This is a genomic window from Mucilaginibacter sp. 5C4 (assembly GCF_034345625.1).
Taxonomy (GTDB): domain Bacteria; phylum Bacteroidota; class Bacteroidia; order Sphingobacteriales; family Sphingobacteriaceae; genus Mucilaginibacter; species Mucilaginibacter aurantiaciroseus.
Map to the genome: position 1 here is coordinate 2,959,250 of NZ_CP133775.1, position 13,638 is coordinate 2,972,887.

Sequence of the window (13,638 nt, forward strand, 5' to 3'; positions counted from 1 at the left end):
ATCACAAAACATGCCTTACCTGCATAAGAGAAGATTATCATTCACTTAACCATGTACTAAATAAACACATATAATAGCTTGTCCCCTAATTTACCGACAGAATTAGTATGGTTTCCTGTCCTGCATCAAGTTTAATTTCGGGCAAGCTGATAATCTTATTCGCTAAGGTAAAACCGGCTATGTTTGCCATTTCCAATGTGGATGGATTAAATTGTTGTGCCGATGGCTTTCCTGAATTTATAAACGGCACCGATATAGGGGAACTGATGCTCGCACCAGTATTATTTAACAGGTAAATAAAATATTGGTTGTCGCATTTTACTGCCTGCGCGTGCAGCTTGCTTGCCTTTACATCAACCTGCTCAAATTTGCCCTTGCCTGCTTTGAGCATCATATCGCTTATCATTCGTACGCCTTTAAAATATGGTGCCATTTTTTGATCGTCGAACAATTCCCACCACCAGCTCATGGGCAATACCGGCGTAGGGCTAAACATTCCATACCAAAGCCCGCGTTTAAAGTCGTAATTGGCTTCTTTGGCATATTTGGGGTCATCATCTTCCCAACGCAGGCCAAACTCGCCTACGATGTAGGGTTTATGGTAAGCCTCAATATAATCCGGGTAAATGGCGGGGATCTTTTCAGTGTGTTTGTAAATGTGTTTTTGATTAATATCCAGGTAGACCAAGGCATTCATACCTGCTATATCCCGATGGGATACACTGGTGGTAACTAAATGCTGATAAGGGTCGATATCTTTTAAATATCTGCTCATATCATCATGCCATTGGGTAACATACTGGTGCGCGATCAATATACTGTCCTGCTTATTAAATACCGCGTTATCCACCTCATTAAAAAACTCGATGGCCGCAATATTGGTACTATATCCCCAACGGGCAATAACATATCGCAACTTGTTTTTGTACTTATTTTTTGCCGCCGTCATGCTAAAAAAATCCGAAGGTTTTTTAGCCGGGCCGCCATTCACCTGGTTATATGGGCTGTTCTTCCAGCCGCCATCTTCCATCAGGTGACCATGCCAATCCAGCGTTAGCATAAAGTATAGGCCCAATGAATCTGTCAGGCGCACCAGGTGGTCCATCTTTTGCAGTGCTCCGGGGTTAAAGTACTCGTCGGTATTGTTATAGCGCATGGTAGACCGCACCTTTTGCCATTCCAGCGGCATGTTCCAGTAACACATCCACGTGCGGAAAAAATTGGCCCCGTTTCTCGACAAGGTTGGTAGCAGGTAATCGTAATTAAACTTTTGATTTTCGAACGACCGCGCCTCCCAGGCAACGTTTTCCCCTATTCCACGGAACAGTTCGCCGTTATCAAATTTGAAAGTCCACAGATCATTTTTATGCAAAAACCCTTTTCGGGTGGATGCCAGTACGGTAAATTTTGCTTTTTCGCTTTCCTCGCTCAGGCCTTTTGCTTTGAGACTGAAGTAATAACTATAGGTACCTGTTTCCTGCGCGGCAAACCTCGCCTTCCACGCGGATGCCTTCGTACCGCCCTTTTCAAAATAACACGGCAGCACCAATGGCTTACCGGAAGGGCTGGTGATCACCATATCCAAGCTGATATCCTGCTGATCGAAAGGGTTTGAGTACGGAGCAGATAAATTAATATCCCACTCCGCTTTCTCAAACTCAACTGTTTTTTGATTAAGCAACCGGTAACTGATACTTTTTCGTTGTGCCCCTGCGGGGCTAAAAAGCAAAGTAAAACACAACAATAAGGGAATCCGATAAAAAACTATCATTCAGCAATTTAAAATATTTCAGCACAATTATATTTAGTTCCAGCCGGGCATTCCATCTAACGATACTACGTTTGGTGCACTGTAAAGTGCCTTGATCTGTGCATCGGTATTTTTATCATAGGTTAGCTCGCTCCAACTCATAAAGAAGGCCCATTTAGGCTGGGTGTATAAAATATCTGATGTTGGCAGCTTATCACATTCGCCTATGGCAATGGGTTTACCTTTCGCCATATTCACCATAATATCATACTTTGCTTTAGTATAGCTGTTGCCGTCATATATGTCAAGTGCGGCAATATCCCAATACGCATCACCGGGGTTATAGCTATTTACATCATCGCCAAGGCTGCCAAAATCCTGCACATCCCAAACCCAAATCAAGTTGGTCAGCTTTTTAGTATTGGTCATATAATCATGCAGCATTTGGTATAACTTGCGGGTACCGGCGGCACCGGGCCTGCCTCCCCACCAAAAGCTACCCTGGTTCATTTCGTGATAAGGGCGCCAAAGCACTTCTACATTCTGGTCTTTTAACTGCTGCAGGTAAACGCAAACTTCATCAACCAAGGCTTTCCATTTGATATTGATGGGTGTACCATCGGTGGTTAGTTCGGCCCATTGCGCATCGGTAAGTTTGCTTAATACACCATTGCTGTCAAAGCCGCAAGGCTGTGCAAGCGCCGGGTTGCAAGAGTGCCACATAATGTTCACCATTACGCCTTTTTTATATTGTTTGGCCGCTTCATTGATCATCAATTGGCGGTTATTAATATTATCTGCCTGAAACAGGAAATCACCACTCCACATGCCCGGATATTTACCGGTTGTGGTAAAGATCTTGTCCGTCCATACCGCCGGGGTAACGTTTGGTTCGCGGTTGTGGATACCCGACATCGTTTTTGTACCCGCTATGCTGTATAAATACTTCAGCGTTTTAAACGGCGTTTGGGGGACGGTAACAACTGGGTCGGTTTTTGGCGGATCAACAGCCGGCGGGGCTGTTTCGCCACCTTTGCTGCATCTTACAATTGTAAATAAAATAATGGCCGCAAATAGGCATATAACAGGGAAATATCTCTTTTTCATAAGGTCTGCAATGAATAATGTCAACACTTTTAATTTTTTCAAAACACTATAATCTTTATTAATAGCTTGTATCATTTAAAAAGCAGCGGGCACCACACCGGGGGCCCGCTGCTTTTTAACTATTGCTTTTTAACATCCACCCAAAGTTTGTAAGGCCTTTTAACGATCTTATCAAAATCTGAATAGATATTACCATAGTCATCTGCACCTGCCAGTGTAAATACAAAGGCATTATCTGTTATGGCTTTGGTTAAACCGTTACCCAAAGCTGTTGTGCCGGCAGCATCATATGTACAGGTCGTGGTAGTACCATTCGGGAAGGTGAACACAATGGTGTTGTTGCTGTAGTTGTGCAGCCATTTGCCCTCACCTTTCGGGATAACACGGTACTTCGCATTCACATCGGTAACCGGGTTTTTCGAGTACACAAAATCGGCATATAAACCATCGGCACCTGCGGAGTTCACAACAGTACCTTGTGTATTACCATCGGCTGTTACACCTGTGTAAGTAAAGGTTAAGGTGTTATCATACTCCTGCGCCGGGCCGGCAGCCGGCCAAACCGACTTGGATGCTATGTTAAATACCGAGCCGCCGCCATATTGCGGGCCGGTACCGCCATACACGGTATAATCCTGTATTTTGAAAGTGCCTAAAAGCGCCTCGTTAAACGGCTGGATGACGACCGTCCATTCACGGGTCTCGCCGGTTTCGGACGTCACGGTGTATTTCGCCTCGTTATTTGACGATGCAAAGTTGATAGCATCGCCGGATGCCGGGGATACCGTTGCTTTATAAGATGTTTGGATAGTGGGCTTTACCGCATCAAAGGCAGTACCGGTTTGCACCAGCACCCTAACAATTACTTTAGCGTTTGCCCTGTCAACCACGGCAGGGCCAACCTGCACAAGGCCGTCACCAAGCGATACGGCCTCAATAGCCCGCTCATGGCTTCTGACGCCGGCGGCAGGGTCTTTCTTACAGGCCGCAAGAAAAAGAATTGCGATGATGAATATATAATTTATACGTTTCATGTCAGTTGATTTATTAGTTGTTTAAATTAGGGTTCCGGTCAACCTCTGATTGCGGAATAGGGAAAAAGTAGCCGTCGCCGGTGATGGTTTTGCCATACTTTTGTACCAGTATTTTTTCCATACTATTGGTCCTGCGCAGGTCAAACAGGCGCTGGCCTTCAAAGCAAAGCTCCCAGGAACGTTCTTGTAACACGGCATCCCTAAACTGCTGAACAGATAATCCCGGAGGAAGATCGCCCAGGCCGGCACGGGTGCGAATGGCCTTAACCGCTGCATAACCCTCTGCAGTTGGGCCGCTGGCCTCTGCGTAAACCAATAACACGTCAGAATACCTTAGTATTGGCGTATTACAGCTGGTTTGATCGCCAGCCTGCCATCCCGAGTCATTAAACTTATTACTGAACGGGCGGGTATAAGCATCAGTAATGCTTAGATTTTGCGTTGGGCCAGTGCCCGAGTTACCGCCATTTACATCTTTAATTGTTGATATGATCAGTAAGTTCTTACGATTATCATTCGCATCAAAGCTGTTATATAAAGCAGCCTCGGTCAAAAACTCGTTAAACCCACCCGGTACGAAAACGTTGTTCGGCAGTCTAAAATTCAGGTTCGGCATAAACATTTTTGGCAATTTGGAATATAAGCCTTCATTGGTACCTGTACGGTCCGTTGAGGCATCCCATAAATGCTCGGGACCAGCTTTCTTGTTTACATCATATATTGATACCAAATCGGGATCTAAACCGTATGCCGATTGTTTATTGATAACCATACTCGAGTATTCTTTAGCTTTGGCATACATTTCATCGGCATTGGCCACAAAATCATAACCAGGGGCGTTGGAAGATTTACCGGATGCTAAAGTTAAATACACTTTTGATAATAAACCCCAGGCACCAACCTGATTTACACGGCCCAAACGCCTTACCTGGTCTGTCTTGGCTGTAGCTTTGGTCAAATCGTCTATGATCTGATCATAAATAACTTTCATCGATGATTTTGGCAAATTAGTTTTGCTTGGGTCATCAACGGGCTCCAGGTGCATAGGCACTGCACCAAATAACCTAACCAGGTTAAAATAATGCAGGGCACGTAAGGCGTAAGCCTCGCCTACTACTTCGTTACGTGAGGTCTCGCTCATGGTGGCAATGGCAGGCACGTAAGTAATAACCAGGTTAGCCCTGTTAATGCCTACATAAGGCAATTGAAAACCGGGGCGCAAGCTTGCATTTACCGGGGATACAGATAATTTATCCAACAAAACATTGTCGGCACTTTTACCGGCCGCTATCTCAATATCCTCTGTCGGTGCCTCTGTCAGGGTAATAAAATTGCGCGCGTAATAATCCAGATCGGGCAATATTGAGTAGGCATATATCAAGGCAGAATTTGCATCAGCCTCCGTTTTGTAAAAATTTGCTGTGGAAAGGAAACCGTAAGGTTTTTCTTCCAGCTGCTTTTTGCAGGCAGTGAAAGAAGTGGCTGCCACGATCAGCGCTATATATTTTAAATTTTTCATGTTTGATCTCATCTTTAAAAATTAGAAACTAACGTTCAGGCCAAGTGAAAACGCCCTTGGTTTACGGTAATTACCGTCAAATTGGCCGTTTTCCTGCACTTCAGGGTCAAAACTTGGGTTAAACTTGGTAAAAGTGTACAGGTTGTTGCCAGAAAAATAAATCCGCAGGTTTGAGATACCCTTAATGGTATTTGGCTTAAAGGTGTAACCCAGGTTAACATTCTGGATCCGCAGAAATGAACCATCTTCTACGTACCAATCTGATGCGTAATTAACCCTTGTTGAATTAACACTTGGGTAGGTTGTGCTTGGATTATCGGGTGTCCAGCGTTGTAATTGCGCGCTTGGCGTAAATTTTGAGAAGTTGAACACATCGTTACCCTTTACACCGTATACCTGTGCCGACAGATCAAAGCCGGCATATTTTAGCGAGGTGTTAAAGCTGTACGTAAAATCAGGATTAGGGTTACCGATAATATATTTACCGTTTTGGCCAACAGGAAGCGGGCCACCGGCAATATACCGAATATCGCCTGCACGTTGTACCGTACCATCAACCGGTGATACACCACCTGTTTGTTGAATAATGCCACCATAATGGTAACCTGCAAATACCAATGCCGGCTGGCCGTTGATGTAGTAGTTAAGCGGTGCACGGATGGCTTCGATATCGCCACCGGCCGCCTCTACAGAATTACCGCCGCCAATTTGCAACACTTTATTACGGTTAAGACTGAAAATACCGCCTAAACTCCACTGTAATTTACCGGTCAGGACCTGTGCGTTGGCACCTAATTCAAAACCTTTATTATCTATCACACCATCGTTGATCTGGATTACGCTATAGCCAGACGATAACGCGATCTGGTTCAGTCGAAGCAAGTCGGTAGTATGTTTGTAGTAATAATCGGCAGTGATAGTAAAGCGCTGGTCAAATAAACCTAAGTCTATACCTAAGTCCATCTGGCGCGTTGTTTCCCATTTTAGGCTATTATTACCCAAGCCATTAAAAACTTTCCCGTTTACATTAGATCCGTCGTTGAAGAACGGCGGGCCGTAACCGGTTTGAAAGCCGCCATCGGTAAAGTACTTATAGCTACCTAACAATGATAATGACTGGTATGGAGAGATCCCCTGGTTACCAACAATACCATAACTACCGCGCAGTTTTAATTCAGACACCTGCGGAATGGCTTTCATAAAAGCTTCTTCGTTAACCTTCCAGGCAACGGCACCACTCGGGAAAAATGCGTATTTATTATTTGCACCAAACTTTGATGAACCATCCGTTCTGCCGGTAAAGGTGAACAGGTAACGGTTTAAAAATGTATAGTTGAAACGTCCGTAATATGACTCTAACACCGTGCGGGTGGCATTATTATTAACCACGTAAGTAGTAGCGCCTGCAATGTTCTCATTTTTCAGGATATCGTTTACAAAGCCCTGGCCTTGTATGTTTGATGTACGTACCGTGGTATTTTCATAACTGGTACCTGCCACAAAATTAACGTGGTGTTTGGTGCCCAGGTCGCGGTCATAGGTCAGGAAGTTTTCAACGATCATATGGTTGGCACTGTAATTATCAACCACACCAAACCCCTGGAACTGGTAACCTGTGCCTGTAGCATCACGCGGCTGGTAATTATCACCTATCGAGTTACCATAGGTGTTGCTGATGCGGCTACGCAGGTTTAACCCTTTGATGATATCCCAGCTGATAAAAGCCGAAGATAAAATGTCGATAGTTTTGCTTTGGTTAAGCACCTCGTTAGCAATTTGTAACGGGTTGCCGTAATCATTAGAACCTATATGGAAGTAAGTACCATCCGGGTTTAGCGCCGGAAAAATGATATTACGATCAACCGATAGGCCTTGCCCATAGTTTTTTGCCCAGGTAGAAATAATGTTGACACCCAGGGTCACATTCCTTTTTAACTTTTGCTCCAAGTTAACGCGGCCCACATATTTTTCGTAGCCGTTTTTGATAGCCAGACCCTGCTCATTATAGTAATTACCTGATACCGAGTATTTGGTAGTTTCTGTACCGCCATCGGCAGATAAGGTATAGCTTTGCGATACCGGGTTACGGTAAACAAGATCTGCCCAGTTGGTATTGTAAGGCCATGGTTTTTTGCTTGGGTCAATGCCCCTTAGTTCTGCAACCGATGGGTAGTAAGTACCACCAATGTTTTGGCCTACATACTGTGAGGCCTCGCCACCATTCAAGCGCGACTCGTTATTTAACGTGGCTACATCAACCGGGTCATGAAAAACATCCAGTTTATTTCCTAATGTAGATACTGTAGTTAAAGCGTTTAAGGTAATACGCGCCTGGCCTGTTTTGCCCCTGCGTGTTGTGATCAAGATAACCCCGTTTGCACCACGAGAACCGTAGATAGACGCCGATGATGCATCTTTCAATACTTCTATCGATTCAATATCATCCGGATTAACTTGCTTGATGTTACCGGCATCGCCTAACGGGATCCCGTCGACAACCACCAATGCATTGGCACCACTACGCGAGCCTAAACCTCTTACGCGGATTGTTGCACCCGCGCCCGGTTGGCCCGATGGCGCAATAACCTGCACACCCGGAATTTTACCTTGCAGCAGTTGGTCAACACTACCTGATGGGGTGCGGTTAAGGTCGCTCCCTTTAATGGAACCTACCGAACCGGTAACATCGCTCTTTTTGGTTGTACCATAACCCACCACTACAACCTCGTTAAGGTCGCGCGAGGCATTTTGCATGGTTACCTGTAATTTTGTTTGATTAGGGCCTGCAGCTATTTCCAGCGTTTGCATCCCGATGAACGAGAATACCAAGGTGTTGTTACCTGCTGTTAAGTCCAGTTTAAATTCGCCCTTAACATTAGTAACGGCATTTACCGTTGTGCCCTTCAGCTTTACGGTAACGCCGGGTAGCGTAATGCCTTGCTGATCGGCCACTACCCCTGTGATCTGCCTTTGCTGGGCTAATGCAGTTACAGCATTAAACAGCAAAAACATCATACACACAAATGTTGTGTAAAAATATTTCTTCATAATTTTGATAATTGGTTTATGAGGACAATAATAGGCGCTTAAGGGCCGTACTATAATCCACTATTGTATCATTTAAGTACACAAGAACAGTGTATAAGTGATTTAAAGGCCGTTTTGTTAAAAAAGTGGTATACAGGTGTACCTTCGAGCGATTCTTTGTTACAATTTTTCTTAAAAACTATAATTTTTTTTCAATTCGTTACTGCCCTCATGGTAAAGGCCATTTAAGTAAGAGATGGATTAACGCACGATCCTGATCCATGAAAGATTCTCCGTAACAAAAATATTTGGCGCGCCCCATACCTGGTTCCATTGACTAAGTACAGAAGTTTGGGATCATAACCCATGCGTGCCGAACCCATCTCATGAGTATCAAATCGAAAAAATTCTTGGTAGAACCAAAATACTTTTTATTTATATATTGTTTAATCTGCCTAAGGTGCTTCAGTAAATTTGGTCTAATAAACTTTTACTGAACTTTCCTGTTGATAAAACATTGCAGAATTACCAGATTTAACCGTTTTTTCGCGCATCTTAAACCGTAAATACTCTGGCAAAAAAGTCCGGACGCTAGAAATCACAGTGCCGAAAAAACTCAACGTCAGTGAAGCAGCGCTTAAATCAGCTTTGGAAGGGCAGGAATTGATCCGTGTGCGACGTGAGTAAAAAACCCTGCAATTGGATTTTTCAGGAGATCAGGTACTCATAAGGTGCTATAAGAGGAAATTAGCGACGTAATTCCTCCATTTTGATTTTAAGATGTGATGAAAAATTTCCGAGTAACAAATGCCGGAAAAATAGCGTAAAATTACACTAACTAAAGACCAAAAATTTATCATAAATTACTAACAATGAGTATATTAAATGGCGTTAATTGTCAATATTAGTCGTTGTTTTTAAGGCCTACTTTCCGATACAGAAAGTAATTAGATTCTGATTATCAGGAATTTATGCGTTTTTAGTAACAAATTAGCAACAAAAAATTCGTCATTTTTTTAGGTCATTTTTGGTACCATCTTGTTTCCGGGGTGTGGAGAACTTTGCGAGGTTAGGCAATACTTTTCGATTATGTTGTATAAGTTTTAGAAAGATACCCCCAATTGTAAGCCTGTACCTATGGAGGCAGGCAGACCATTACCAAACCTTACCGGGAACGGAACCGAGACAAAAAGACTGGCATCCTTCCCTTTTTTAATAACCTGATTAAATACAGGAGTAACCCCGAAGCGACCGCTGGTTTCAAAAGCCATACGCCCTATAAAAGTAAACCCATGTTTAAAACGGAACATTGCACCGGGATGAAAAAGAACCGAGTTTACCTTAGAAATGTTCTTTTCAGTTCTGATAGCAGGTGCGACCTCGAAGCTGATACCGAAACTGTCGCTCTTAATTAGATTAACCCCAAAAGGAAAAGCAATAACATACACATTTCCGAAATTGCTGGTAAAGCTCCCGTCTTTGTAAGTGGTTAATGGTTGAAGTATGCTAAAGTAGCCTGTTACTTTTGGATAAATAGCAGTTTGTTGCGCAAATCCCACTTTTAAGATTAACAATAATAATAAGGTTGTGGTAATGTATTTTATCATATTCATAGCGTTTTGATGAGGATACCGATTATGGCCGCGATCCCGATGATATAGGGTTCTTGTAATTTCTTAATATAAATAAGTGCAAATACAGCAGCGACGGCAATCAAAGTTGTCGGAATATCAATGATAGACCGCAAACCGATAATGATAACCGAACCAACCAACGCGCCTATGACGGATGCGGTAATGCCTTCCACAAAAGCTTTTATACTGGCGTTCTTAGCAATCTTCTTAAAAGATGGTGCCAAGGCTACGGTAAATAGATAGCATGGCAGGAAGGTGGCTAATGACGCTACACAAGCACCGGGAAAGCCTGCAACCAGGTAACCAATAAAGCCAACGGTAATCACCACCGGGCCGGGTGTAATCATGGCTACAGCAACCGCGTCAACAAACTGATGTTCGTTCAGCCAGCCAAATTCGGTAACCACGCCTCCATGCAAAAAAGGAACGATAGCCAAGCCGCTGCCGAAAACGAATGCCCCTGCTTTAGCAAAAAACCAGGCGATCTGTTCCAACGTTTTACCCTCGTATTTCCAAAACCCGGTACTGATCAATATGCCCGCAGGTAATACGGTAGGTTTTTTGATCCATTGGGGCGGCGCTTTGAGCAGCATATACCCGATACCGCAAGCCAGGAATAAAAGTATTTCTTCCCTTTCGGTAATTACTGTAACCACGATACCGGCAATATAAAAAAGCCATAATAACCATTTGGACTTCATAGCAGTAATTTCAAACTTGCTGATGGATTTAACGGTAAGTTTATAGGCGCTCATCGCGATAATACCAATTACCGCAGCACCTACACCATAGAAGACCGCCTGCATCCAGGGTAAGCCACCGTATAGCTTGTAAGCCATCCCTAATAGTACCACCATAATAAAGGAAGGGATCACAAAGGCCAGACCCGTTAAGGTAGCACCGATCAGCCCATAATGTACAAAGCCGATATAGATACCCAATTGGGCGGCTAAAGGCCCCGGCGCGAGCTGTGCTAAAGCTAATCCCTCTTTGTATTCTTCTTCGGTCAGCCAGCCTTTATTTTCCACGAGGTCACGCTGCATATATCCAACCAGGGCAACCGGCCCACCAAAGCCCCAGGTGCCGAGTTTGAGGTAATAGAGGGTAATCTCCCCTAAAGAATAAATAGGTTTGCTCTTGGTCAATTGTTCTTCCATGTGTGGGTTTCTGTTTGTACATATTTTGCCCAGCTATACAAGGCATCGTAAAGGATTAAGCCAAAGGCCAATTGTTCGTGGTCGTCTATAAAATTATAGGATAGCCCGGCGGAGATCGCCCAAAGCCCTGCCGCCTGTTGTGCCAGGTCAAAGCGTGATGTATCAGCACCCCGAACAATATCGGCAAGTACTAACAGCGCCGGGTCGGTCAAGCCATGTCTTTTGATGATATAATCGAAGGTGCAACGTTCGGCCTCGTGGGTATATTCCACGCCGGTAATATCATAAGGTATCGCATTCAATACTTTTGCCTGCACAACAACCTCTGCCGAAGGCACAAAAATAAACTGTGCTTTCGGGTCAACGAAGTTTTTTATAAGCCAGGGACAGGCGATACGGTCAATTTTTGGCCGTTCACGGGTGATCCATTTCATAAGAAAAGGGGTTTAATTTATTACATTTTCATACCGCCCATTTTTTCGGGTTTTTGACCTAATATATCTAAGGCAGCCCGGAAACCTTTTGCAAGCGTAGCGGCATTACCACGGCCATAGTAATGCAGGAATATCATGTGCGGATCGTCACCCAGCATGTGGTTGTGTACAGCCACTACTTCCAGGTTATTGGCACGAAGTATTTTTATCACACTATTTACCTCGCTTTGCAGCATGGCAATATCTCCCGCGATATGTGCGTCATCCTGTTTACCGGCGAATGAAGCCCAGGAGTTTAAACCAATATTGGTCGTCATTTCCACGCCCATCGCCATGACCTTCAGATCAGCCCTACCGATGGTGTATTTGTAAGTTGGCCCGTTCACCGTGCCGGTATATTTAACAATTGCATCCAGTGCCGGAAGGTCGAAGTTTTCTTTACCGGTAACCGGGTTTGGTGCTGATGGTGCAGGTTGATTGGCCGGGAATATTTTGCTATCCCTGATCGTAGCAGCATACTTTTTTGCCAAGTCGGCAATACTGCCCATCCCGTGAATGTGCATATAGAAAATGCGTGGTTCTTCGTAAAAGAAATGGTTGTGTATGGCCGCAATCTCCAATCCGTTGGCATGGGCGGCAGAGATCAAAGGGTTAACTTCTTCCATCTGCAATACCGTATCACTCATCACCATTGCCGATTTACCGTCGGCAGTTTTTTTGAAGGACACCCAACCGCCAAATCCAAACGGGATCGGGACAGGTTCGCCTTTGATCTTCATTTTAAGATCGTTGCGGGGCAGCGGCGTAGTATATACCTGTTCGGCATCTTTATAGCTGCCTTTCTTACCTAAAGCAGCATCAATTGCCGCTATTTCTTCCGGGGTTATTGGCGGGGTTTTAGCAGCCGGTAAGGCCGATGCGCTGATCTTTTCAAGCGGTAACAGCAAAGCTGTTCCTAATAAGGCAGTTGCCTGTAGCGCCTGCCTGCGGTTGATCTGGTTGTCTTTCATATTTAGTTCTGATAGTAATGGTGATACAATACTACCATTAGAAAAACAAATAAAATTGTACAGATTTAACTACTTGTATCCTTTTTACCTTTTAGGACATTTTTCTTATAAAAAGATGGATTTTGTCTGGTCTGTTTTTTGAAGATACGGTTAAAGTGGCTCTGGTCGGAAAAGCCGGTGAGATAAGCGATTTCGGTCAGCGAGTAGTCGGTCGTTTCAATCAGGGTAATGGCCTTTTCTATCCTTAGTTTGCGGATATAATCCCCAAAAGACAAGTTATCAAAATACTTGGAAAACTCTCTTGACAGGTAAGCCGGGTTGATCTCCAGTTCGTCAGATGCCTGCTGCAAACTCAAACCCATATTGGTATCCATTTGGTCCTGGATCATGTTTTTAAGTTCCTTTGCCCAGGCAGGCGCTTTTTTCCCTTTAGTATCTTGCAGGTACTTGGTAAATACATCTAACAGCATCTGTTCTACCGGGCCAGCCTGTGTATGTTTTTTCTGGTACAGGTGCTGTGCCCAGCTATACAAGCCGTCATAGATGCGCATTCCGAAGGCTAACAATTCCTGGTCATCGGTACTGTTATAGGCCAGCCCTGAAAAGATAGCTTCCAAACCCGCTGATTGCGGCGCTAATTCGTGGTGGTCGGTATCTGCTCCGCGAACGATAGCAGCGATTCTGTCAAGTGCCGGGTCTTTTAACTGGTGTTTCCAAAGAAAAAAATCAAAGGTACATTGATCCTGGTAATGTGAATACTCTACTTTTGGTATATCAAACGGGATAGCGAGCAAAGCCTTGGCCTGCGTTAATACTTCTTCATAAGGAACGTAAATGATCTCCGCTTCTTTATCAACGAACCGCTTGATTAGCCAGGGACAGGCGATGCGGTCAATTTTCGGGCGTTCACGGGTGATCCATTTCATTTGGTAAATATAAACGGAGATTCACAAAAAAAACAGAACT

11 protein-coding genes are annotated in these 13,638 nt (G+C 44.1%); 1 reads left to right on the top strand and 10 read right to left on the bottom strand.

From position 1 onward, the window contains the following. Positions 1-85 precede the first annotated feature (85 nt). The 5 genes from RHM67_RS13840 to RHM67_RS13860 all read right to left on the bottom strand — a co-directional run bounded on the left by RHM67_RS13840 (position 86) and on the right by RHM67_RS13860 (position 8,458). Positions 86-1,681, bottom strand: a complete 1,596-nt coding sequence (locus tag RHM67_RS13840; protein ID WP_322227380.1) for a DUF5060 domain-containing protein — start codon at positions 1,679-1,681, stop codon at positions 86-88. A gap of 123 nt (positions 1,682-1,804) precedes the next feature. Further along, the gene (locus RHM67_RS13845; protein ID WP_322227381.1) at positions 1,805-2,857 is read right to left on the bottom strand and encodes a glycoside hydrolase family 26 protein; all 1,053 of its coding nucleotides are present in this window, start codon (positions 2,855-2,857) and stop codon (positions 1,805-1,807) included. 119 nt (positions 2,858-2,976) lie between these two features. Next, positions 2,977-3,891, bottom strand: a complete 915-nt coding sequence (locus tag RHM67_RS13850) for a hypothetical protein (protein WP_322227382.1) — start codon at positions 3,889-3,891, stop codon at positions 2,977-2,979. Between the two features lie 13 nt (positions 3,892-3,904). Next, positions 3,905-5,410: a RagB/SusD family nutrient uptake outer membrane protein gene (locus tag RHM67_RS13855; RefSeq protein WP_322227383.1), complete on the bottom strand. Its 1,506-nt coding sequence runs from the start codon at positions 5,408-5,410 to the stop codon at positions 3,905-3,907. Positions 5,411-5,431: 21 nt separating this feature from the next. Beyond that, complete coding sequence (locus RHM67_RS13860) at positions 5,432-8,458, bottom strand: TonB-dependent receptor (protein ID WP_322227384.1); 3,027 nt, start codon at positions 8,456-8,458, stop codon at positions 5,432-5,434. 495 nt (positions 8,459-8,953) lie between these two features. Between RHM67_RS13860 and RHM67_RS20640 the strand changes: the two genes are divergently transcribed. Then, complete coding sequence (locus RHM67_RS20640; protein WP_369124763.1) at positions 8,954-9,124, top strand: DNA-formamidopyrimidine glycosylase family protein; 171 nt, start codon at positions 8,954-8,956, stop codon at positions 9,122-9,124. A 416-nt stretch (positions 9,125-9,540) separates the two neighbouring features. On the opposite strand, the gene RHM67_RS13865 is transcribed toward RHM67_RS20640, so the two are convergent. The 5 genes from RHM67_RS13865 to RHM67_RS13885 all read right to left on the bottom strand — a co-directional run bounded on the left by RHM67_RS13865 (position 9,541) and on the right by RHM67_RS13885 (position 13,598). Beyond that, on the bottom strand, positions 9,541-10,050 hold the full coding sequence (locus RHM67_RS13865) for a hypothetical protein (protein WP_322227385.1): 510 nt from the start codon (positions 10,048-10,050) through the stop codon (positions 9,541-9,543). Continuing rightward, positions 10,047-11,228: a chromate transporter gene (locus RHM67_RS13870; protein ID WP_322227387.1), complete on the bottom strand. Its 1,182-nt coding sequence runs from the start codon at positions 11,226-11,228 to the stop codon at positions 10,047-10,049. The genes RHM67_RS13865 and RHM67_RS13870 overlap by 4 nt, the downstream gene beginning before the upstream one ends. Further along, positions 11,213-11,662: a chromate resistance protein ChrB domain-containing protein gene (locus RHM67_RS13875; RefSeq protein WP_322227388.1), complete on the bottom strand. Its 450-nt coding sequence runs from the start codon at positions 11,660-11,662 to the stop codon at positions 11,213-11,215. Before RHM67_RS13875 ends, RHM67_RS13870 begins: the two co-directional genes overlap by 16 nt. A gap of 20 nt (positions 11,663-11,682) precedes the next feature. Next, positions 11,683-12,672: a DUF1259 domain-containing protein gene (locus tag RHM67_RS13880; protein WP_322227389.1), complete on the bottom strand. Its 990-nt coding sequence runs from the start codon at positions 12,670-12,672 to the stop codon at positions 11,683-11,685. A 65-nt stretch (positions 12,673-12,737) separates the two neighbouring features. Next, complete coding sequence (locus RHM67_RS13885; RefSeq protein WP_322227390.1) at positions 12,738-13,598, bottom strand: chromate resistance protein ChrB domain-containing protein; 861 nt, start codon at positions 13,596-13,598, stop codon at positions 12,738-12,740. Positions 13,599-13,638 lie beyond the last annotated feature (40 nt).